This is a genomic window from Streptomyces sp. NPDC033845 (genome assembly GCF_055576225.1).
Genome location: NZ_JBVIRI010000015.1, coordinates 25,257 through 46,561, shown reverse-complemented (window position 1 = coordinate 46,561; position 21,305 = coordinate 25,257). Strand labels below are relative to the sequence as shown.

Sequence of the window (21,305 nt, the reverse complement as noted above, 5' to 3'; positions counted from 1 at the left end):
CGGCACCGCGGGTGCGACCCGTCAGTCCGCCGACAGGCCGACCGCCAGGGTCAGTTCCAGGACCCGCTGCGGCGATGCCAGATCCGGGAACAGCTCCCGCAGCTGCGCCATCCGGTAGCGGACGGTCTGCGGGTGGACGAACAGCGCGGCCGCCACCTCGTCCCGCCGGCCCTGGTGCAGCAACCAGGCCCGCAAGGTCCCCTCCAGGCGGTGCGCGGTCGCGGGCGGCAGGGCGCTCAGCGGTGCCAGGGCCCTGGCCCGCAGGTCCGCGAAGGCGTCCGGATCGGCGCTCAGCACCAGCTCGGGCAGATGGTCCTCGGTGTCGCGGATCCCGGAGGACAGCGTGCGCGCGCGGACCGCCCGCAGATACGAGGCGGAGGCCCGCGTCCACGGCCGGGCCGGGCCGACCACCGCGATCCCCTCCGGCAGCTGCCTCAGCAGGTGCGCACGGTCGGCGTCGGGCACCAGCAGCACCCCGCAGTCCTCCGGCAGGTCGTCGAGGACCAGGGTGCCCGGATCCAGGGACCGGTACGCGGGCCGGGCCTGGGCGGCCGGGAGCAGCACCGCGGTCAGCGTGGCCGGCGGCTGCCACATGGCCCGGCCGGCGGCGTCGAGGAGCGCGTCCGGGCCCGCACCGGCGAGGAGGTCCCGGGCCAGCTGCTCCAGGTGCCGCTCGTGCGCCCGGCCCCGCGCCGCCAGCTCGTCGGCGTGGCCCGCGGCGCTCGCGGCGGACAGCTCGTCGATGTACGCGAAGGTCAACTCGGCGAACTTGGCGACCTCGGCGGCGGGCAGCCCGGCCGGGACGGCTCCGGCGGCCAGCCCCCGCCAGGCCACCCGGGCGCCGACCCGGTAGGCGCTGAGCAGGGCGTCCATCGACCGCCCGTCGCGGACCTCGCCGCGGCCCAGCTCGTAGGCCGCGGCCCCGGCGTCACCGCCCGTGCCGTGGCCGCTCGCCAGGTCCAGATAGAGGCCCAGGGCGGTGCGGACGGCCCGGCGGATGGTGACGCCCATGCGCCCCGACAGCGCGTGGGAGTAGGGCGGGACCTCGTCGATGATCGCCTGGACGACCTCGTCGGCGGTGGTCCCCAGCGCGGCCCGAAGGGCCGTGACCGTCGTCTCGTCCAGGACCAGCTCCTTGGCCCTCCGCACTGAATGACTCATGTTTTTTGTTCCCTGCGCACAACCGGACTGATCAGATTCACATCCTGCGGACAGGACTTTACCCTTCGGGGCGCATCAAGCTGGGGTCATGACGAGTACAGCGCTCCGCAGCAGGGCGTGGAAACTGCTGGAGATGGTCACGACACCGCTGCTGCCGTCGGACTACCTCGACCTGGTCAGCCCGCTGCGCGCGGGCGCCGACCTGCGGGGGCGCATCGAGGCCGTCCATCCGGAGACGGACGACGCCGCGACCGTCGTGATCAGACCGGGGCGGGGCTGGCTCGGCCACACCGCCGGCCAGTACGTGCGGATCGGCGTCGACGTGGACGGGGTGCGCCTGTGGCGCGCCTACTCGGTCACCTCGCCGACCGACCGCCGGGACGGCCGTATCGCGATCACCGTGAAGGCGATCCCGGACGGCAAGGTCAGCAACCACCTGGTCCGCAGGGCCCGGCCGGGCACGCTGATCCAGCTGGACCAGGCCACCGGGGACTTCGTCCTTCCGGCGGCCAAGCCCGCCAAGGTGCTGTTCCTGTCGGCCGGCAGCGGCATCACCCCGGTGATGGGCATGCTGCGCGACACCGCCCTCGACGACGCCGTGATGATCCACTCCGCGCCCCGGCCCGAGGACGTGATCTTCCGCGAGGAGCTGCACGCCCTGGTCGTGGCCGGGAAGCTGCGGCTCGTCGAGGTGCACACCGACACGGACGGCCTGCTCGGCCTCGACCGTCTGAAGGAGCTCGTACCGGACTGGGACGAGCGCGAGACCTGGGCCTGCGGACCCGCCGGCCTGCTCGACGCGGCCGAGGACCACTGGAGCGGGCACGGCCTCGCCGAGCGTCTGCACACCGAACGCTTCCGGGCCGGGGTGGTCGTCACCGGTGACGGTGGCGAGGTCACCTTCGCCACCACCGCCAGGACCGTCGAGGCGGACGGTGCCACACCGCTGCTGGACGTCGGCGAGGCGGCCGGCGTGCTCATGCCGTCCGGCTGTCGGATGGGCATCTGCTTCGGCTGCGTCTCGCCGCTCACCTCGGGAGCCGTCCGCGACCTGCGCACTGGCGAGATCACCGAAGCCGGGCCGGGCGTCCTCATCCAGACCTGTGTGTCCGCCGCGGCGGGCCCCTGCGACATCGAACGGTAGGAGCACCTTGACCGCCATCGACCCCACCGCCCACCTCACCGCGGAGCAGATCGAGGAGCTCGGCCGCGAGCTGGACGCGATCCGCGACGAGGTGATCGCCGGCCGCGGCGAGAAGGACGCCGCCTACATCCGGAAGGTCATCTCGGCGCAGCGCAAGCTGGAGCTGGCCAGCCGGGGCGTCCTGCTGTTCTCCCTGTTCCCGCCCGCGTGGCTGATCGGCACCGCCGGCCTGTCCGTGGCCAAGATCATGGAGAACATGGAGATCGGCCACAACGTGCTGCACGGCCAGTGGGACTGGATGCGGGACCCGAAGATCCACTCCACCACCTGGGACTGGGACCACGTCTCGCCGGCCGACCAGTGGAAGCACTCCCACAACGAGCTGCACCACACGTACACCAACGTGCTCGGCAAGGACAACGACCTCGGCTACGGCATCATGCGGGTCGACGAGGACCAGAAGTGGCACCCGTTCCACCTCGGGCAGCCGCTGTGGAACTTCCTCAACGCCTGCTTCTTCGAGTACGGCATCGCCGCCTACGACCTGGAACTCGGCCGGAACCTGAGCAAGCACCGCCGCAAGAACCCGGAGTTCCGGGCCCGGGCCAAGGCCGTGGGACGCAAGATCCGCAAGCAGGTGCTCAAGGACTACGTGGTCCACCCGCTCCTGTCGGGCCCCTCCTTCCTCCCCACGCTCGCCGCCACCTTCACCGCGAACATGGTCCGCAACCTGTGGACCCACTCGGTGATCATGTGCGGGCACTTCCCCGAGGGCGTCCAGGTCTTCGAGCGCCGCTCGATCGTCGGCGAGACGCGCGGCCAGTGGTACCTGCGCCAGATGATGGGCTCCGCGAACATCAGCGGCGGCAAGGCCATGCACTTCATGACCGGCAACCTGTCGCACCAGATCGAGCACCACCTCTTCCCGGACCTGCCCAGCAACCGCTACGCCGAGGTCGCGGTGAAGGTGCGCGCCCTGTTCGAGAAGTACGAGCTCGACTACGTCACCGGCCCGCTCCCCAAGCAGGTGTTCTCGGCCTGGCGCAAGGTCTTCCGGCTCTCCCTGCCGAACAGCAAGCCCAGGCCGAAGCCGAAGTCCAAGACCCCGGACCGCGAGCCGGACCTCGTGGCGGCCTGACCCGACGGGTAGCCCGTCAGTCGCTGTCGGCGGACGCGGACGTGTAGCGCGCCCGCGTCCACAGGGGCAGGACGAACCAGCAGGTCAGGTACCAGACCAGCACTCCGGCGACCAGCCACGGAACGAGGTGGTTGTGGGTCGCCACCCGCAGGACGAGGAACAGCGCGGTCGTGCAGGTGGCCAGCAGCAGGCACAGCCCGGTGAAGGTCAGCCGCGAGGCCCACACCACCGCCTGGTGCTTGATCCGGCGGCCGGAGACGATCCGGTGGAAGGACACCGGCCCTATCAGCGCTCCCGCCGCCAGAGCCCCCAGCACCACGGTGACGATGTAGAGGTTCTTGTCGGCCTGCTCCAGACCGTGGAACAGCGGGGTGAACACCACCGTCAGCAGGAACCCGAAGAGGATCTGCACGCCCGTCTGGGCCACCCGGATCTCCTGGATGAGCTCCTGCCACTGCCGGTCGGCCCGCTCGGCCTCGCTCTCACCACGTCCGTCGCCGGCTCTCTCCACCGCCATCGGTACCCCCCTGTTCGACGTTGTTCGACTCCGTCGCTGACGCATGCCCGCTCATCGCCGTGTCACGCACGGCCCGGTGGGGGAGCTGGTGCGGCTCAGAGGGTGATGTGGGCGCAGGCCTCCGTGGAGGAGTCGCCCAGTGCGCCGGGGTAGGTGCAGGTACGGACGGCGAGGTCGACCTCGTACCGGGCGACACCGGCGCTCCAGCCCGCAACCTCGATCCGGGCGAATAGGGTCGCGAAGCCCGGGCATCGGCGTTTCGAGCGGGCAAGGAAAACTCACGTCTGGAGGAATTTCGCATGACGGAGAACATGTGGGTCTATCAGCCGAACACCAGCCGTCTGCCGACCACCGATATCACCGGTTTCAAGGTCGAAGCACTCGACGGCAGCATCGGCAAGGTCGACAAGCACTCCGACGAGGTCGACGCCTCCTACCTGGTGGTCGACACCGGAGTGTGGATCTTCGGCAAGGAGGTCCTGCTGCCGGCGCGCACCGTGACCCGGATCGACGAGGCCGAGCAGAAGATCTACGTCGACCGGACCAAGGACCAGATCAAGGACGCGCCCGAGTTCCACCGCGAAAAGCACCTTGAGGACCCCAGCTACCGCAGTGAACTGGGCGCCTACTACGGCGCCGACGGCCGCGGCCACATCTGATACCCGGACCACCGCGAGGTCCCCGGTCCCACCCCAAGGGGCGGCACCGGGGACCGCCTCATGCCCGACCCCCGAGCAGCGAGCCCGATAATCCGTTGGGCCCCTGCACGACGTCCTGTTAGCCTCGGCGCGTTCGTTCCGCATCGTTCCGGGCCCGTGCGCCCCGGGGAGAAGAAGGGGTGTTTCATGACCCGGCCCGCGCCGAGTGCGCCTCGCCACACCGTGTGATCTGACGAGGCCATTCGGCCTGCTCTTGCTGCTTCGACCATTCCCCAGCAAGGAGCACCCGGGTGTCCAACCCCACCACCGGCATCACCAGCACCACCGACACTCTCCGCCCCGCCGTCTTCGCCTGCGCGTGGTGCGGTCTGACCGCGTCCGCGTACGCCGCCGACGGCGCGCCGCGCAACCACTGCCCGTCCTGTCTGCACTCCCGGCACGTCCTCGACCATGTGGAGGGCGGCCCGAGCGACTGCGAGAGCCGGATGTCGCCGATCGCCGTCGCCGTGCTCCGTAGCGGTGACTGGACGGTGATCCACCGCTGTACCCGTTGCGACGAGCTGACCTCCAGCCCGGTCTGCGAGGACGACAACCAGCTCGTCCTGATGCGCATGGCCGTCCGCCCACTGGCCCAACCACCTTTCCCCCTCGAAGCGTTCGGAACCCTCTGACCGCGCGAAGGAAAGGAGCCACAGCCATGTCACGCAACAACCGCGGCAACAGCGGTTTCGGCGGCAAGGGCGGTAACGGCGGTAAGGGCGGCAACCGCGGGCGACGCCGTCCGCAACGGCACAAGGGCGTCCTGCACACCCGGGGCGGCCACCGGGCGGAGGACTTCCGGTGCGTCTCCTGCCGGCTGGACGTCTCCGTGCTCGCACCGGGCACCGCACACCGCAACCACTGCCCCAACTGCCTGGCCAGCCTGCACGTCGACCGCAAGATCCCCGGCGACCGCGCCGCGGACTGCCGCGGCCGGATGGAGGCCCTGGGCATGGCCGTCCGTGCCGACGGCGAGTGGATGATCATCCACCAGTGCGCCACCTGCGGCGAGCTCTCCGCCAACCGGATCGCAGGCGACGACAACCCCCTCGCCCTGATCCGCCTGGCCCTCAGACCCCTCACCGACCCCAGGGCCGCCCGCCGGGCCCTGCTCACCCTGTGACGGGCAGCCCCTCCCCAGGACGCCGGATCCCCGCCCCCGCATCGCGCGGGAGCGGGAATCGGCGTGCTGGTCCGCCCCGGTTCAGCAGGCGCCGGAGATCGGGGTGTGGCCGACGTATGTGACCCCATTGCCGTTGATGTCGACGGTCTCACCGGGGTGATCCTTGGTGTGGCTGGCCCAGGCGACCTGGCCGGAGGGGGTGTAGACGACGAAGTTGCCGTCGTGCTGGTAGACCGCCCAGTTGCCGGAGGACCCGGTGTAGGTGTTGGACGCCCAGCAGACACGGCTGCCGTAGCGGTTCATCTTGTACTCCACCAGGTTGCCGTCCGTCTGCATGATCAGACGCCAGACGATGTAGTTGCCGAGGACATCCATGCCGCTGCGCTGGATGGACTCGCCCGGCGAGAGGCTCTCGCCCCGCTGGAGCCGGTCGCCGAACTGGTGCTGGGCGGATGCGGCCCCGGCGCCGGAGAGCAGCAGACCCGCGACGAGGGTGGCCAGAGCCACGGCTCCCGTGGTGGTGCGACGCAGTGTGGTGAACAAGTCGATTCCCTCCCGATTCCGGTGAGGCCCCTTCGGCCTCCGGGAGTGATGTTCGTCCAGGTCACGACACCGGCGCGATGCTTTCGGCCCTCGCCGAAAGGTGCCTCGGCCGGGTCGACGGGCCCGGCTGGGGTGCGGGTGGCGATGGTTCGCGGACCAGGGTGGCGAGCGACTGGGGCCCGCACCGGAGGGGGAAGCCGGCGTCGGGGGTGGGGGCTCCGGAGGCGAAGCCTTCGTGGACCTGTTGGGGGGGTCCGTTGGCGGGGCGGGAGGCCTGGTGGATTCCGTACGGGCCGCCGGGCTGCCGGCGCGGACCGGCCCGGTGGGGCTGATCCCGCAGCCGGCGGCGCTGAGGACGAGTGCCAGCGCCGTGACCGCCGTGACCGCCGCGACGCACGCGGAGCCCGCCCCCGGGACGACCCGGGGGCGGGCTCCGTGTGCGGCCGTCCGATCAGCAGTGCTTGGTGGCCCCGCGGGTGCCGTCGGCGTTCTGGGTGAGGTTGGCGTCGGAGATCCAGCCCTCGGTGCTGGTGCCGGAGATCCGCGCCCACGTCCAGGTGTTGCCGTAGTCGTTGCTGACGTAGCAGTGGTAGTAGAGGTAGGTCCCGTTGTACGTCTGCCCGTTGTTCGAGCAGGCGGCGTACGGGCCGGCCTTCAGTGCGTAGGTGCCGGTGGAGTAGCCGGACCCGCTGTCCTTGTTGCTGTGGCCCCAGCCGCTGCAACTCACGGCCGCCGCGGCGCTGCCGGGAGTCGCCGCTCCGAGGGTCGCGGCCGCCGACAGGCCGATCGCGGCGAGGGAGACGCCCAGGGTCCGACGTGCCTTGAGGGAAAGGGGCGAGACTGTCATCAGGGATTCTCCTGAGAAGGCCGGGGAGCCGATCTCCCCGCTCGTCGGCCATCCTGTACGGCAGGACGCTGCGGGTCGTTAGCACTCAGTGCCAACTGCTGCGCCCTGAGCGCCCGTTGTCGCCGTGAGGAGAGCGACGGCCCGGTATTCGCTCGGCGGAATCCCGTAGACCGAGCGGAAGGAGCGGGTGAAGTCGGCGGGCCGCCGGAACCCCCATCGTGCGGCTATCGAGTGGATGGTGCGGGAGGCGAGTGCCGGGTCCCGTAACTCCTGACAACAGCGCTCCAGGCGCCGGAGCCGGACGAAGGCGGCGACGGAGAGGTTCTGTTGGGCGAAGAGGCGGTGCAGCTGGCGCAGCGAGATCTGGTGGGCGGCGGCGATGACGGCGGGGCTGAGATCCGGGAGGGCCAGGTTCGCCTCGATGAAGGCCCGGATGCCGAGAAGCAGGGTTTGCTGTCGGTCCTCCGGTGGAATGGCGGAGGCTTCGTCCAGATGGTGCGCCAGGAAGCTCGTGACCAGTTCCCGGGTGACCGATTCGAGGCGGATCCCTTCGCGCGGCTGCAGTACGGAAGCCTGCGCGGCCAACTGCACCAGGAATCCGGAGAGGAGCGCCCCGGTGCCGGTCGCGGCCGGCAACGGGGTCGCCAGGAGCCCTTCCAGCTTGCGCGGGGACAGGTGCAGGGCCGAGCGGGGCAGGTCGATGGTGATCGCCCTCATCGCCGCCCGCCGTTCCGGGAACTGCACGTCGAAACTGTGCGAGGAGTCGTAGAGCATCAGATTTCCGGCGGTCAGCACGGTGTCGCGACCGCAGTGCGACAGCCGGCGGCTTCCTCCCAGGCTCAGTGTCAGATGGAAGAAGTCCGGATCGGAGCGCCGGACCAGCCTCTGCGAGCGACGCACCCGCATGGAAGGGTGGGTGAGGACGGAGACCCGGGTGGCGCCCATGTGCAGTTGCCTGACCGTGGTGCGGAAGTCGCGTGTGTGGTCGCTGGTGACGACCGCCGGCTCCGAGGAGTCCGAGATCATCGCGGACCACCACTCGAACCGTTCCCCTGCCGGCAGATCCTCACTGCGAAGCAATGTCTCCATCAGCTGTTCATATCCCGCCCAGCCTGTCGTTAGTCATGCCCCTGCCAAGGTGTCGATGTGGATGCCTTCCGCATCGCACGGGAGCGCGTCGAACGACAGCGCTGGTCGGATTCGGCCAGGGCGCCGTGTTGCCGCCAAACCCCGGTGAACCGGTCACAGCGCCTCTGACCGGCGGCTACACAGGACGTGGGGGTGGTCGTCCGCTGCCCCCGGCAGTTCGGACGACGGGGGGGGGCTGGGCAGCGTGCTCACGATCAATGTGGCGGTACTCCTGGCGGTCATCGTGTTCGTGCGGCTACGCCGACGAACCCAGGCGCGGAGCCGGTTCGACGAGAAGATGACCGTGGTCATCGTCCTGGCCCTCGGAATCGTGCTCGCGCCCACCGAGGTCGGCCAGGGCCTCGCCGACTTCATCGGGCAGCTGGTCACCAGTGCCTCCGAGGCCGGTCAGTGACCGGGCGGCGGTCCGGCCGCCGGCCCGGCCGGCCCACGCCGAGGCCCCGGCGGCGGAGGTCCGGCCGCGGCAAGGGCCCGTACGCGGAGCAGGGGGTTCTCGCCGTTCTCGCGGCCATCGCGGGACTCAGCCTGGCGGCCGCGGTGCTCCGGTGGCTCGCCGACAACCCCTGGGTGGTGGCCGCCGTCCTTGCCATCGCCGCCGGCGCACTGGGCCTGTGGGTACGGCAGCGCCGCGAAGCGGCACGGTGGGAGCAGGCGCGGGCCGGCGCACTGCGGTACGCGCTCGGCCATCTGGACGCCCTCCAGCACCGGGCGTTCGAGTTCGCGGTCCGGGACCTGATGCGCCGCGACGGCTGCCGGGACGCCCAGCAGGTCGGCGGCCGGGGCGACAACGGCGCAGACGTCAAGGCGACCGACCCCTTCGGGCGGCGCTGGGTCATCCAGTGCAAGCACCGCCGGGACGGCTGGTCCGGAAAGCCCGTCGGCACTCCCGACCTCCAGGTCCTCAACGGCACCGGCCGCCAGATCCACGACGGTGACGTCCTCGTCATGCTCACCAACGGCCGGATCACCGCCAACGCCGCCGACTTCGCGAAGTCCCAGCGCCTCCACCTGGTCGACCGCCATCTCCTCGCCGAATGGGCCGGCGGATCCCGCCCCTTGTGGGAGCTCCTGCGAGCCCTGCCCCCGGCCGGCCCCGCCCGGTGACCTCCCTACCCCGTCCGGCCACCATCCGGCCCCGGCCGCTGGCCAGCTGCCCCCGACCGGTCAGCGGGCGGGTGGGCGCATCCAGTGGCCCGTCGTGGTCCAGCCCTGGAAGCGGCGGGCCAGCCCGCCCAGGGCGGTGCCGTCCGCGTCGAAGGTGCCGCCGCCCGCGACCAGGCGCAGACCGGCGATCACCGGGGCGAGGCGGGCCGCCGTGTGCCAGGGCTGCCCGGCGGCCTCCGCCGCCATCCGCCGGACCAGTTCGGCCTGCCGGGCGGGCGGGCACAGCGACAGGAAGAACAGCGTCTGCCGCCAGGCGTACGCCGCGTCCTTGATGGTGCCCAGCGGGCGCGGGTTGCCGTGGACGCGGGCCACGAGTCGGCACACCGTGCCGAAACCCGCCTCGGCCAGCGCCTCCCAGCCCGCCTCCGGGGCGATGCCCGCGTGCCGCACCAGCACGGCCAGGTTGTGGGTGGTGAGGATCTGCGCCTGCTCGATGACCGTGCCGTTGGCGGCAGGGGACCAGGAGCGGCCGGTGCCCGTACCGGACCGGTCCCCGCAGAGCCCGTCGAACGCGGGCGCCGTGCGCGCCGGACGCGTCCGGCCGAGGCCTTCGGCCGCGTGCACCACCGCCATGTTGCGCACCGCCGCGCAGTCGATCCCGTAGTAGCGGGCGTAGAGGCTGTCCTCCAGGAGGTCGGCCGCGATGCGCGCGGCGGTCAGGAACTTCGGGCTGAACGTGCCCATGAAGATGTCGGCCGCCAGCTCCTCGGTGAACGGCGCCGACAGGTCGGCCTGCCGGGCCAGGTGCGACATCTCGCGCACCAGAGGATTCGGCAGCAGCGTTCCGGGGAAAGCGCCGACGGCCAGATCGCCGAGGCGGCGCAGCGCGGCCGACGCGGCAGCCCGCGCCCGTTCCTCCGTACCGGCGTCGCTGCCGTGTCCGGCGACCGCACGCACCCAGGGCAGCTCGTCCACCCGCACCTGGTGCGCCAGATGGAGCAGCAGCAGCGAACGCCGGTTGCGGAACGCCCGGTAGGTGGCCGCCTCCAGGGTGCGCAGGGCGGGATCGGCATGGCGCTGGGCGGTGGCGTTGGACACGAGCTGCGGTACGAGCTCGGCCAGCACCTCCGCGGACGGCACCAGGCCGCGCGCGACGAGTTCCTCCGGGGGAGCGCTGAGCGCGGCGCGGACCACCTGCCGCAGACGCGGCGGCACCACGGTTCCGGCGGGCAGGCCGGTCCCGGGCGCCTCCGGCTCCGTCACCGGTACGAGCAGCCCGTCCACGTCCGGCGTTCCGGCCCGCTGGTCCAGCGGTACGAGGCGGTCCGCCACGGCGGCGGCGATCCGGTGGTGTGCGGGCAGGGCCGCCTGGCGCGCCTGCTCGGCGCGCAGCCGGGTGTGCCGCTCCGAACCGGGCAGACCCCGCTTGGCGACCACCGAGGCCACCGCATGGCGCAGCAGCCCGGCGAGCCGGGGCTCCGGCGGGCGCCCGGCGGCGGCCTCCTCCAGCGCCCGCAGCATGATGCCCGTGTTGGACTTCGGGTCGCGGTGCTTGCGGCACCGGGTGTGGACGGCGGCCAGATCGCGATACCGCTCCAACAGGGCCGCTGCCTGGGCCTGGGCCCCGGCACGGGGGTGCGCGTCGGCACCTCCGCCATGGCCGCGGCCGGTCCGCGCGGTGGCCGGGCCGGTCGCTTCGCCGCCGTGCCGCGCCAGCCAGTAGCCGAGGAGCTCGTCGTCGAAGGGGCGCCACACGCCCAGGGCTTCGCGCTGCACCTCGATGGCGGTCTTGGGTCCGCGGGCCCGCAGCGCGTCCGAGACCTCGCCGACGCTGCGACGGTGCACCGCGTCCGCTTCCGGGGCGGGCCGGTCGGCCGGGCGGGGCAGGAAGCGCAGCCGGTCGGCGAACGGCGAGAGCTCGCCCACCAGGGCGGCGGCCACCTCGAAATCGCCGGCCCGCACCAGCCAGGCGACGGTCAGCAGGGCCGCCTCCTCCGGCAGGGACACCTCGTATCGACCGCTGTCCAGCAGCTCCCACAGTTCGGCGAGACCCCGCTCGGTCAGCGCGTGCGCGAAGAGCGCCGCACGGTCGGCCGGTACGCCGGCCCGGCGGGCGGCTTCGGCTTCGTACGGGGCGAGGGGCCCGCCCGCACCGGGCGTACCGGTGGCGAATCCGCCGCGGACGACCTCGGGGGTGACCCAGACCGGCAGTCCGACGACCGGGGTGCGCGTACCGACCTTGAGGCTGCCGTCCGACATGCCCGCGAGCACCGCACGCCACTTCCGCATCCGGTCGGCGGCGCGGTCGCGGGCGGCCGGATCGGCGTGCGAGACGGAGGTGCGCAGCGCGCGGGCCAACTGGCCTGCGGCGTACGCGGACGAGGCGGTCGGGGGCTGCTGGTCAGCGTTCGCGTTCATAGCCGGCGTGGCAGGATCCGCCCCTGCGCCCCCCGGGTAGGAAGCCCGGTGCTCTGACTGACTGAGCTACACGCCGTTCGATTCCCCGACCCTAGAACGATCATCCGGTCCGGGCAATCGAATTGCGGGTCACTCCGTGACGGGCAGGCACTCGGCGAGCAGGGCGACGATGTCGTCCCAGGCCCGCTGCGCGTGCCGTGGGTGGTGGCCGACGCCGGGCGGCGTCGGGTGGTCGACCGTCGGGTGGTGGAAGGCGTGGAGGGCTCCGCCATAGACCACCAGCCGCCAGTCGACGCCCGCGGCCCGCATCTCCTCGGTGAACGCCTCCCGTTGGGCGGGCGACATGATCGGGTCTTCCGACCCGACACCGGCCCAGACGGGGCAGCGGATGCGTGCCGTCTCGCCCGGCCGGCCCGTCATCAGCGCGTTGACCGTCCCGATCGCCCGCAGGTCGACGCCGTCGCGACCGAGTTCCAGGGCGATCGCGCCCCCGGTGCCGTAGCCGATGGCGGCGATCCGGCCGGGGTCGACCCGCGGTTCGGACCGGAGCACGTCGAGCGCGGCGTGTCCGATTCCCCGCATACGGTCGGGATCGGCGAGCAGCGGCATGCAACGGGCCAACATCTCCTCCGGGTCCGCCAGATAGCGTCCGCCGTGGAGGTCGAAGGCCAGTGCCACGTAGCCGAGTTCGGCCAGGGCATCGGCTCTCCGGCGCTCGACATCGCTGAGCCCGACCCCTTCGGGCCCGATCAGCACAGCGGGCCGGGGCCCGGTCCCGGCCGGGAGCGAGAGGTGTCCGATCATCGTCAGGTCGTCGGCCGGGTATTCGACCGTCCGCGTGGTGGCCGTCGTCGTCATACGGCTCGACGCTAGCTGCCGACAAGGCGGCGCGGGGCGGTGTTCACCGATGGCAGACAGCCGTCGAACTGGGCGTCCAGCTGATCGACACCGCCTACCTGTACGGCGGGGGCACCAACGAGGAACTCCTCGCCTGGGGCCAGTCGGGGGCGCGGGCCGAGGTGCCCGTCGCCGTCGCGGCCGAGGTCGAGGCACCCCCACAACCCCGTACGAGGCCTGTGGCTCCCCGGTCACCGGGAGTCCTACCGGGAGTGCTCCGGGTTCGGATGGGCCGGGGACTCGTCGTGTCGCGGGGCGACCGTGGTGTGTGAGGTGTGCGGCGGCGGGCTGAGGTCGGGCCCGACGGCCGCACCGACGCCGTAGGCGGAGCCGAAGGCGGCCGCGAGTGCCACGACGAACGCGGTGATCTTGGCGGCTGTGGGCATGGCGGATCCTTTCGATGCCGGGTCCCGGAGCGGGCTTCCCGGATTCACCATATACCCCCTAGGGGTATCGATCCAGCGTCGGGTGAGGGCTTGCCTCGATTACCGGGAGGGGGTATACCTGAAAGGGCTTCCAGATACCCCCCTAGGGTATCTGGGAGGGGTGGTGAAGAGATCGACGGGCAGCTCGCTCGCCGGTCGCCTCCACCACGGACGTCCCTATCTGTTCGAGGAGTAGTGATGACTACCAAGGCCCCCTCCGCCGCCGAGGTCGAACTCGCCATCGGCGGTATGACCTGCGCCTCGTGTGCGGCTCGCATCGAGAAGAAGCTCAACCGCATGGACGGGGTCGAGGCGACGGTCAACTACGCGACCGAGAAGGCCAAGGTCACCTACCGGGGCGACGAGGTGTCCGTCGCCGACCTGATCGCCACCGTGGAGGCCACCGGATACACCGCCGCCGAGCCGGCTCCCGCCCGCTCCGCCGGCGATGGCGGCGGCACCGGACCGGCGGACCCGCGGGACGCAGACGCGGACGCCGCCGCGGACGCGGCGCTGCGGCCCCTGCGGCAGCGGCTGATCACGGCCGTCGTCCTGGCCGTACCGGTGATCGCGATGGCGATGGTGCCGGCCCTCCAGTTCCAGTACTGGCAGTGGCTGTCCCTGACGCTGGCCGCGCCGGTGGTCACGTACGCCGCCTGGCCCTTCCACCGGGCCGCCTTCACCAACGCCCGGCACGGCGCCGCCACGATGGACACCCTGGTCTCGGTCGGTACGGGCGCCGCGTTCCTGTGGTCGCTGTGGGCGCTGTTCTTCGGCACCGCCGGCACCCCCGGCATGACCCACCCCTTCGAGTTCACCCTCGCCCGTTCCGACGGCGCCGGGAACATCTACCTGGAGGCCGCGGCCGGTGTCACCGCGTTCATCCTGGCCGGCCGCTACTTCGAGGCCCGCTCCAAGCGGAAGGCGGGCGCGGCCCTGAAGGCGCTGCTGGAACTGGGCGCCAAGGAGGTCACGGTGCTCCGCGAGGGACGCGAGGAGCGCATCCCGACCGCCGAGCTGCGCATCGGGGACCGGTTCCTGGTCCGCCCCGGCGAGAAGATCGCCACCGACGGCACCGTGGTCGAGGGCTCCTCCGCGGTGGACGCCTCGATGCTCACCGGAGAGTCCGTACCCGTCGAGGTCGTGGTCGGGGACACGGTCACCGGCGCCACCCTCAACGCGGGCGGACGCCTCGTCGTGGAAGCCACCAGGATCGGCTCCGACACCCAGCTGGCCCGGATGGCCAAGCTGGTCGAGGACGCGCAGAACGGCAAGGCCGCGGCCCAGCGCCTCGCCGACCGGATCTCCGCGGTCTTCGTGCCCGTGGTGATCGTCCTCGCCCTGGCCACCCTCGGCTTCTGGCTCGGCTCCGGCGCCGGCCTGCCCGCCGCGTTCACGGCCGCCGTGGCCGTACTGATCATCGCCTGCCCGTGCGCCCTGGGACTGGCCACCCCCACCGCCCTGATGGTCGGCACCGGCCGCGGCGCACAGCTCGGCATCCTCATCAAGGGGCCCGAGGTGCTGGAGTCCACCCGCAAGGTCGACACCATCGTCCTGGACAAGACCGGCACCGTCACCACCGGCAAGATGACCCTGCTGGCCGTCCACACGGCCGCCGACACCGACCGGGCCGAGGTCCTGCGCCTGGCCGGGGCACTGGAGCACGCCTCCGAACACCCCGTCGCCCGGGCCGTGGCCAACGGCGCCACCGCCGAGGTCGGCTCCCTGCCCGACCCCGAGGACTTCACGAACCTCCCCGGGCTCGGCGTCCAGGGCATCGTGGAGGGCCATGCCGTCCTCGTCGGCCGGGAAACCCTCCTCACCGAGTGGGCCATCGAGCTGCCCGCGGCCCTGAAGCACGCCAAGACCGACGCCGAAGCGGCCGGCCGCACCGCGATCGCGGTCGCCTGGGACGGCGAGGCCCGCGCCGTACTGGAGGTCGCCGACGCGGTGAAGGACACCAGTGCCGAAGCCATCCGACGCCTCAAGGGCCTCGGCCTGACCCCGATCCTGCTCACCGGCGACAACCAGGCCGTCGCGGACAGCGTGGCGCACGAGGTCGGCATCGAGGAGGTCATCGCCGAGGTGATGCCGGAGGACAAGGTCACCGTGGTCAAGCGGCTCCAGGAGGAGGGCCGCAGCGTGGCCATGGTCGGCGACGGCGTCAACGACGCCGCGGCCCTCGCCCAGGCCGACCTCGGCCTGGCCATGGGCACCGGCACCGACGCCGCCATCGAGGCGGGCGACCTCACGCTCGTCCGCGGCGACCTGCGGGCCGCGGCCGACGCGATCCGCCTGGCCCGCAGGACCCTCGGCACCATCCGCTCGAACCTCTTCTGGGCCTTCGCCTACAACGTGGCCGCCCTGCCGCTGGCCGCCGCGGGACTGCTGAACCCCATGATCGCGGGAGCGGCGATGGCCTTCTCCTCGGTCTTCGTCGTAGGCAACAGCCTGCGCCTGCGCTCCTTCCGGGCCGGCAGCTGACCCGGGCGGCCACCGCCCCGCCCGCAGAACGCCCCCGCCGCGCGGTACCGGCGAGGGCGTTCCGCGTACGCCGGCCGATACCCAGCTGAAACGCAACCGTGCGACCCCCGAAGAGCGCTCCTGACGCCCCGGAAGTGCGCCTCCCCGAGGCTCTGGGAGTACCGGATCCGGATCACACCGGAGCACACCGGATCAACGGCGTACGCGATCGGAAGGCAGCTGCCGTGCTGAGCACCCCGTACCGTCCCCAGGCCACCGGCGAGCCGGAGCCGCCCGGCCCGACTCCACCGACCCCGCCAACCCGGTCTACTCCCCCCGGCCCCGGCCCCGGCCCCAGCCCCGGCCCCTCCCGCACCCCCGTGCCCGCATGGCTCCGCCGCCGCGGCATGCTGATCGCCGCCGGAGCGATGTGCGCGGCCCTGACGATGGCCCTGCACTCCTGGATCCCGAACGGCTTCGGCAACCTCGGCAGCCTGTTCCAGACCTTCCTGCCCTGGGCCGGGCTGAGCGTCCCCGCCCTCCTCCTGGCCGCGGCGGTACGCCGCTCCCGGCTCGCTGCCGTCACCGTCCTCGCCCCCGCGATCGTCTGGGCCGCCCTCTTCGGCAGCACCCTCACCGACAAGCGCTCCGGTCACCCGGGCGCCGGGAACCTCACCGTGGTCAGCCACAACGTCGACGAGGAGAACCCCGATCCGGCGCGCACCGCGCGAGCGCTCGCCGCCTCGGGCGCGGACGTGCTGGCCCTGGAGGAGATGTCCGCGAAGGGCACGCCCGTCTATGAGCGCGAGCTGGCCGCCGCCTATCCGTACCACTCCGACTCCCTCGGCGTCAGGCTGTGGAGCAAGCACCCGCTGACCGGCGTGGAAGCGGTCCCGATCATGCCCTGGACCCGTGCCGTACGGGCCACCGTCGAGACCCCGGGCGGCCCCGTCGCCGTCTACGCCGCCCATCTGGCCTCGGTGCGCGTCACCCCGGCCGGAGGGTTCACCACCGCCCGCCGCAACGACGCGGCCCGGAGACTGGCCGAGGCCGTACGGGCGGAGCCGCTGGCCCGGGTCGTGGTCATGGGCGACCTCAACGGGACGACGGACGACACGGCCCTCCGCCCGGTGACCTCCCTGCTGAGCTCCGCGCAGCGCGAGGCCGGCGCCGGTTTCGGCTTCACCTGGCCCGCCCGGCTCCCCGTGGTCCGTATCGACCAGATCCTGGCGAAGGGCATGAGCGCGACCTCCGCGTGGACCCTCCCCGCCACCGGAAGCGACCACCTTCCCGTCGCGGCCTCCTTCCGGCTGTGACCGCTCCCGGGTGTGACCGCTCCCGGCAGTGACCGCTTCCGGGTGCGACCGAGGCGCGATCCCCGTTGACTACGATGGGCTGCACAAATGTCCGTTTCTGAGCAGGTAGGTGGCGTGTCGGTATCCCGGGGCCCGGACCCCGTCAGCGTCCTCGTCGTCGAGGACGACGCCGTCATCCGCCGCGCGGTCCAGCTGTCCCTGGAGCGGTACGGCTACCAGGTCGCGGTGGCCGCCGACGGACTCGACGGCCTGGAGGCCTTCCGGGCCGGCGGCCACGACCTGCTGATCCTGGACGTGATGCTGCCCGAGCTGGACGGCATCGGACTGTGCCGCCGGATCCGCGAGGAGAGCCTGGTCCCGGTCCTGATGATGTCCGCGCGCGGGGACGCCCTCGACGTGGTGTCCGGACTGGAGGCGGGAGCCGACGACTACGTCGTCAAACCCGTCGACACCCCCGTCCTCGTCGCCCGCATCCGTACCCTGCTGCGCCGCGCCACCTTCCGGCCCGCCGAACCGGAGCCGGCCCCGGCCCGGACGCCCGCCCCCGGTAGGCAGACCCCCGGGGAACTGGTCTTCGGGGACCTCACCGTGAACACCCTCGGCTTGGAAGTCCACCGTGCCGGCCGGCCCGTGCCGCTGACCCCCACCGAGCTGCGGCTGCTGCTGGAGTTCGCGGCGGCTCCCGGCGCCGTACTCGACCGCCGCCGGCTCCTGCGCGAGGTCTGGGACTACGGCTGGGAGGGCGACACACGGGTCGTGGACCTGTGCGTGCTGCGGCTGCGCAAGAAGATCGGAGCCCATCGGATCGAGACCGTCCGGGGCTTCGGCTACAAACTCGTCCGTGACTGAGGGCCGTACACAGCCATGCCATTCCTCAACCCGCGCGCCCTGCGCTGGAAGATCGCCGCACTGACCGCCGCCGCCTGCTGCGCGGTGTCCGCGGTGATCGGCGTCCTCGTCCACCAGGCGATGGCCGAACGCGGCGACCGCATCGGCGAGGAACGCCTCTCCGTCCGGCTGGACGCCGCGGAACGCGAGTACACCCGTACGGGCAGCGCGCCCCTCGACGTGGAACTCCGCACACCGGATGAACTCGAAGCACCCCTCGCCCGGGCGCTGGCCGCCAAGGACCCGGGCGCCCTGTACGCGACCTGGTACGACCGCAAACCCCCCAACTGGTACTGGAAATGGGCGGTCATGCCCGTCGAAGGCGGCCGGGTGCTCGTCGCCCGGACGGACATGAGCTTCGAGGTGCGCGGCCTCCAGCTCCTGGACCGCAGCATCGTCAAGGCCGTGCTCGCCGCACTCCTGGTCGTCGTACCGCTCGCCGCCCTGGCCACCGAGCCGATGAACCGCAGACTGCGCCGCGGGTCCCGGACGGCCCGCGCCATCGCCGACGGAGACCTCGACGCCCGGATCGGAGCGGGCGGCCGGGCACGGGACGAGATCACCGAGATGTCGGCGGCCGTGGACGCCATGGCCGGGGCGCTGCAACGGAAACTGGAGGGCGAACGCCGCTTCACCGCGGACGTGGCGCACGAACTGCGCACCCCGCTGATGGGGTTGTCCACCGCCGCCGGGCTCCTCCCGGAGGACGACGAGGTGGCCGAGCTCGTACGGGACCGGGCCCGCGCCCTGAACGGCCTGGTCGAGGATCTCCTGGAGATCTCCCGGCTCGACGCGGGGGCCGAACAGGCCCGCACCGACACGGTCCCGCTGGGCGAACTGGTCACGGACATCATCCGCCGCACGGGAACGCCGGCCACCGTGACGGTCGGTGCCGATGTCGGGACCGTGGAGACCGACCCGCGCCGAGTGGAACGGATCGTGGTCAACCTCGTGACCAACGCCCATCGGCACGGTGCCGCCCCCGTGGAGATCACCGTGGAGACCACCGCCACCGCCACCGGCGCGCGGATCCTGGTACGCGACCACGGGCCCGGCTATCCCGCCGACCTGCTCACGGAGGGCCCGCAGCGCTTCCGTACGGGAACCCCGGAGCGCGGGCGCGGGCACGGACTCGGGCTCACCATCGCCCAGGGCCAGGCGGAAGTCCTCGGCGCCATGCTGACCTTCGCGAACGCCCCGGAGGGCGGCGCGCTCGCCACCCTGGAACTGGACGCCGCCCCGGCCGGCCCGTCCGACGGCTGAACCAACCCGGAACGGCGGTCCGGCGTCTTGTCAGGGTCCGGGCGGGGTCAGATCGTGACGGTCCCGTTGGCCGTGGCGAACTCGACGGAGACCAGCCCCGGTTCCTCGTCCTCGACCCAGGTGACGTCGATCTGCTCCAGGGGGTGGGAGGCCGGTTCGCCGAGGAACTCGGCGATGGAGGCGGCGTCACCGGCGATGGAGAGCCCGTGGATGGTGGTGGAGGTGCGCGGCGCGGCGCTCGGGCACTCCTCCTGGGGGACCAGCCACTGGAGGAAGTACGGCAGTTGCGGGTCGTCCATCAGTTCCAGCAGGCCGATCTGCTTCCACCGCAGGTCGAAGCCGTCCGGGCGGACCCGGTGGCCCTCGGCCGCGGTACGGCCGAGACGGGCCTCCACCGGGGCCATGTCGCGCACGGAGACCACCCAGCCGAGCCAGCCCCCGCCCTCGGCGGCACGCCGCGCGACCGCCTGGCCGAAGGGTGCGCGGTCGGCCGCCGGATGGTCGAGGGTGGTCACGACCTCGACATAGGTGCCGCCGCTCAGTGGGAGGATGAAGTTGCGGGTGCCGAACCGCGGGTGCACGCCCCCGTCGACGAATCCGGCGCCGAGGGCGGAACCGATCCACTGGACGGTCGAGACGAAGCTGCCGCGGTCCACCGCATAGGACACATGATCAAGTCGCACGGCGCCATCATGACCCGGCAACCCGCGACGCGTCCCGACGCCACGCCCACCACCCCGGCCGCACCCGCGTGGACGGCCGCCCCGATCACGGTACGGACACAGAAATGAACATGTTCAGAATATTGGCTGAACATGTTCAGAAAGCTGTCTAGGCTGCACACCATGATCGAGAGAAACGCCCTCGAACGGCGGATCCGTGGCTGGCTCGCCGTGTTCACCGTCTGCCTGGTCCTCAGCGGCCTGACCGCCTTCCCGCTGGTCACCGAACTGCGCTGGCTGAACTCCCTGGTGGAACACGAGTGGCTGGCCCGGGTCGGCTCCGGGCTCGAACGGGCCGACGCCGAGTACCCCTTCCTCCTCTACGGCACGGACTGGCTGGCCTTCGCCCACCTCGTCATCGCCGTCTTCTTCCACGGCGTGTACCGCGACCCCGTGCGCAACATCTGGATCGTCGAAGCCGGGATGATCGCCTGCGCCGGAGTGATCCCGCTGGCCCTGATCTGCGGACCCATCCGGGGCGTCCCCTTCTGGTGGTCGGTCATCGACATGTCCTTCGGGGTCTTCGGCGTGATCCCCCTCCTGATCCTCCGCCGCATGATCAAACGCCTGGAGGCCGCGACCACCACGGCCTGACCGCAGGCCATCGTCATGCCGGTCCTCGAATGACCCGATGCCGCGCCTTTGCGGAGGTGGGCCCCGATTCGCCCCGCGCCCCCCCCGGCCGAGACGGTCGGCGCGCCGCAGACGGCGGCCGTGCCGGCCGCTCCGCGAAGAGGGCATGGTGAAGGCATGACGACCGACCTGCCGGCCCGGATGCTGCGCCTGCTGTCCCTCCTGCAGACCCGCCGTGAGTGGTCCGGCAGCGAGCTCGCCGACCGCCTCGGCGTCACCACCCGCACCGTCCGGCGTGACGTCGACCGCCTGCGCGCTCTCGACTACCCGGTGGAGGGCACCACCGGCTACGCCGGCGGCTACCGCCTGGCCGCCGGCGCCGCGATGCCCCCGCTGATCCTCGACGACGAGGAGGCCACCGCCACCGCGGTCGCCCTGCGCACCGCCGCCGGTCAGCTCACCGGCATGGAGGAGGCCGCCCTGCGTGCCCTCGCCAAACTTGAGCAGGTCCTCCCTGCCCGCCTGCGCTCCCAGGTCGCCGCCCTGCAACAGGCGACCGCCACCATCGAGTGGGAGCGCCGGGGCCCGCGTACGGATCCCGCGGTACTGACCGTCCTTGCCGCCGCCTGCCGCGACCGGGAGACCGTCACCTTCGCCTACACCACCCGCACCGGCCGCGACGGCGACCGCCGGGTCGACCCGCACCACCTGGTCGCCTCCGGTGGCCTGTGGTACCTCCTCGCCCACGACCACGCCCGGGACGACGCCAAGACGGCGGCCCGCGAGCTCCTCAACGCCTACGGCTGGACCGACGTCATCGACCTCGGCCCCCTCGCCGCCGCCCGCGGCCTGGAAATGTACGCCCACTTCCACACCGCCCTCGGCCTCGCCCTCGGCAGCCGCTTCGGCGTCAAGA

The 21,305-nt window shown here is 72.2% G+C and carries 21 protein-coding genes, 1 tRNA gene and 1 pseudogene; 13 read left to right on the top strand and 10 right to left on the bottom strand.

From position 1 onward, the window contains the following. Nucleotides 1-21 precede the first annotated feature (21 nt). Entirely contained in the window at nt 22-1,161 is a 1,140-nt protein-coding gene (locus ACZ50K_RS27835) for a PucR family transcriptional regulator (RefSeq protein WP_468907930.1), read from the bottom strand. An 88-nt stretch (nt 1,162-1,249) separates the two neighbouring features. Between ACZ50K_RS27835 and ACZ50K_RS27830 the strand changes: the two genes are divergently transcribed. Beyond that, nucleotides 1,250-2,305, top strand: a complete 1,056-nt coding sequence (locus ACZ50K_RS27830) for a ferredoxin reductase (RefSeq protein WP_468907928.1) — start codon at nt 1,250-1,252, stop codon at nt 2,303-2,305. A gap of 7 nt (nt 2,306-2,312) precedes the next feature. Next, a complete protein-coding gene (locus ACZ50K_RS27825) occupies nt 2,313-3,443 on the top strand; it encodes a fatty acid desaturase family protein (RefSeq protein WP_468907926.1) in 1,131 nt (376 codons plus the stop codon). Between the two features lie 16 nt (nt 3,444-3,459). Here the strand turns inward: ACZ50K_RS27825 and ACZ50K_RS27820 are convergent, their stop codons facing one another. Continuing rightward, a complete protein-coding gene (locus tag ACZ50K_RS27820; RefSeq protein WP_468907924.1) occupies nt 3,460-3,960 on the bottom strand; it encodes a DUF6328 family protein in 501 nt (166 codons plus the stop codon). A 299-nt stretch (nt 3,961-4,259) separates the two neighbouring features. Between ACZ50K_RS27820 and ACZ50K_RS27815 the strand changes: the two genes are divergently transcribed. From ACZ50K_RS27815 to ACZ50K_RS27805, 3 genes are all read left to right on the top strand, one after another. Continuing rightward, complete coding sequence (locus tag ACZ50K_RS27815; protein ID WP_468907922.1) at nt 4,260-4,619, top strand: PRC-barrel domain-containing protein; 360 nt, start codon at nt 4,260-4,262, stop codon at nt 4,617-4,619. 290 nt (nt 4,620-4,909) lie between these two features. Beyond that, on the top strand, nt 4,910-5,290 hold the full coding sequence (locus ACZ50K_RS27810) for an RNHCP domain-containing protein (RefSeq protein ID WP_468907920.1): 381 nt from the start codon (nt 4,910-4,912) through the stop codon (nt 5,288-5,290). A 26-nt stretch (nt 5,291-5,316) separates the two neighbouring features. After that, complete coding sequence (locus ACZ50K_RS27805) at nt 5,317-5,781, top strand: RNHCP domain-containing protein (protein ID WP_468907918.1); 465 nt, start codon at nt 5,317-5,319, stop codon at nt 5,779-5,781. An 81-nt stretch (nt 5,782-5,862) separates the two neighbouring features. On the opposite strand, the gene ACZ50K_RS27800 is transcribed toward ACZ50K_RS27805, so the two are convergent. The 3 genes from ACZ50K_RS27800 to ACZ50K_RS27790 all read right to left on the bottom strand — a co-directional run bounded on the left by ACZ50K_RS27800 (nt 5,863) and on the right by ACZ50K_RS27790 (nt 8,260). After that, the gene (locus ACZ50K_RS27800; RefSeq protein ID WP_468907916.1) at nt 5,863-6,324 is read right to left on the bottom strand and encodes a hypothetical protein; all 462 of its coding nucleotides are present in this window, start codon (nt 6,322-6,324) and stop codon (nt 5,863-5,865) included. A gap of 451 nt (nt 6,325-6,775) precedes the next feature. Continuing rightward, on the bottom strand, nt 6,776-7,171 hold the full coding sequence (locus ACZ50K_RS27795; protein WP_468907914.1) for an SH3 domain-containing protein: 396 nt from the start codon (nt 7,169-7,171) through the stop codon (nt 6,776-6,778). Nucleotides 7,172-7,249: 78 nt separating this feature from the next. Continuing rightward, on the bottom strand, nt 7,250-8,260 hold the full coding sequence (locus ACZ50K_RS27790; protein ID WP_468907913.1) for an AraC-like ligand-binding domain-containing protein: 1,011 nt from the start codon (nt 8,258-8,260) through the stop codon (nt 7,250-7,252). A gap of 244 nt (nt 8,261-8,504) precedes the next feature. Here ACZ50K_RS27790 and ACZ50K_RS27785 point away from each other — a divergent pair, with 244 nt between their 5' ends. Both ACZ50K_RS27785 and ACZ50K_RS27780 read left to right on the top strand, forming a co-directional pair. After that, entirely contained in the window at nt 8,505-8,714 is a 210-nt protein-coding gene (locus ACZ50K_RS27785) for a hypothetical protein (protein ID WP_468907912.1), read from the top strand. Beyond that, nucleotides 8,711-9,424, top strand: coding sequence for a restriction endonuclease (locus tag ACZ50K_RS27780; RefSeq protein ID WP_468907910.1), 714 nt, complete (start codon nt 8,711-8,713; stop codon nt 9,422-9,424). Before ACZ50K_RS27785 ends, ACZ50K_RS27780 begins: the two co-directional genes overlap by 4 nt. A gap of 60 nt (nt 9,425-9,484) precedes the next feature. Here ACZ50K_RS27780 and ACZ50K_RS27775 read toward each other — a convergent pair whose 3' ends face one another. The 4 genes from ACZ50K_RS27775 to ACZ50K_RS27760 form a co-directional block, all read right to left on the bottom strand. Further along, nucleotides 9,485-11,842: a hypothetical protein gene (locus tag ACZ50K_RS27775; RefSeq protein WP_468907908.1), complete on the bottom strand. Its 2,358-nt coding sequence runs from the start codon at nt 11,840-11,842 to the stop codon at nt 9,485-9,487. Between the two features lie 2 nt (nt 11,843-11,844). Further along, nucleotides 11,845-11,918 (bottom strand) — tRNA-Gly (locus ACZ50K_RS27770). Between the two features lie 53 nt (nt 11,919-11,971). Continuing rightward, on the bottom strand, nt 11,972-12,700 hold the full coding sequence (locus ACZ50K_RS27765; protein WP_468907906.1) for a dienelactone hydrolase family protein: 729 nt from the start codon (nt 12,698-12,700) through the stop codon (nt 11,972-11,974). 242 nt (nt 12,701-12,942) lie between these two features. Then, on the bottom strand, nt 12,943-13,125 hold the full coding sequence (locus tag ACZ50K_RS27760) for a hypothetical protein (RefSeq protein ID WP_468907905.1): 183 nt from the start codon (nt 13,123-13,125) through the stop codon (nt 12,943-12,945). A gap of 237 nt (nt 13,126-13,362) precedes the next feature. On the opposite strand from ACZ50K_RS27760, the gene ACZ50K_RS27755 reads away from it, so the two are divergent. The 4 genes from ACZ50K_RS27755 to ACZ50K_RS27740 all read left to right on the top strand — a co-directional run bounded on the left by ACZ50K_RS27755 (nt 13,363) and on the right by ACZ50K_RS27740 (nt 19,094). Then, nucleotides 13,363-15,648 (top strand): heavy metal translocating P-type ATPase, encoded by a 2,286-nt coding sequence (locus ACZ50K_RS27755; protein ID WP_468907903.1) that lies wholly within the window; start codon nt 13,363-13,365, stop codon nt 15,646-15,648. A gap of 386 nt (nt 15,649-16,034) precedes the next feature. Then, nucleotides 16,035-16,943, top strand: a complete 909-nt coding sequence (locus ACZ50K_RS27750; RefSeq protein ID WP_468908101.1) for an endonuclease/exonuclease/phosphatase family protein — start codon at nt 16,035-16,037, stop codon at nt 16,941-16,943. An 87-nt stretch (nt 16,944-17,030) separates the two neighbouring features. Next, nucleotides 17,031-17,792 carry a two-component system response regulator CseB gene (gene cseB, locus ACZ50K_RS27745; protein ID WP_468907901.1) on the top strand — a complete coding sequence of 254 codons (762 nt, stop codon included), beginning with the start codon at nt 17,031-17,033 and terminating at the stop codon, nt 17,790-17,792. A gap of 15 nt (nt 17,793-17,807) precedes the next feature. Next, the gene (locus ACZ50K_RS27740; protein WP_468907899.1) at nt 17,808-19,094 is read left to right on the top strand and encodes a sensor histidine kinase; all 1,287 of its coding nucleotides are present in this window, start codon (nt 17,808-17,810) and stop codon (nt 19,092-19,094) included. 47 nt (nt 19,095-19,141) lie between these two features. On the opposite strand, the gene ACZ50K_RS27735 is transcribed toward ACZ50K_RS27740, so the two are convergent. Then, nucleotides 19,142-19,777, bottom strand: coding sequence for a VOC family protein (locus ACZ50K_RS27735; RefSeq protein WP_468907897.1), 636 nt, complete (start codon nt 19,775-19,777; stop codon nt 19,142-19,144). A gap of 162 nt (nt 19,778-19,939) precedes the next feature. Here ACZ50K_RS27735 and ACZ50K_RS27730 point away from each other — a divergent pair, with 162 nt between their 5' ends. Beyond that, on the top strand, nt 19,940-20,410 hold the full coding sequence (locus tag ACZ50K_RS27730; RefSeq protein WP_468907896.1) for a hypothetical protein: 471 nt from the start codon (nt 19,940-19,942) through the stop codon (nt 20,408-20,410). A 156-nt stretch (nt 20,411-20,566) separates the two neighbouring features. Continuing rightward, a pseudogene (locus tag ACZ50K_RS27725) lies at nt 20,567-21,161 on the top strand (helix-turn-helix transcriptional regulator); the annotation flags it as partial. Nucleotides 21,162-21,305: the final 144 nt, after the last annotated feature.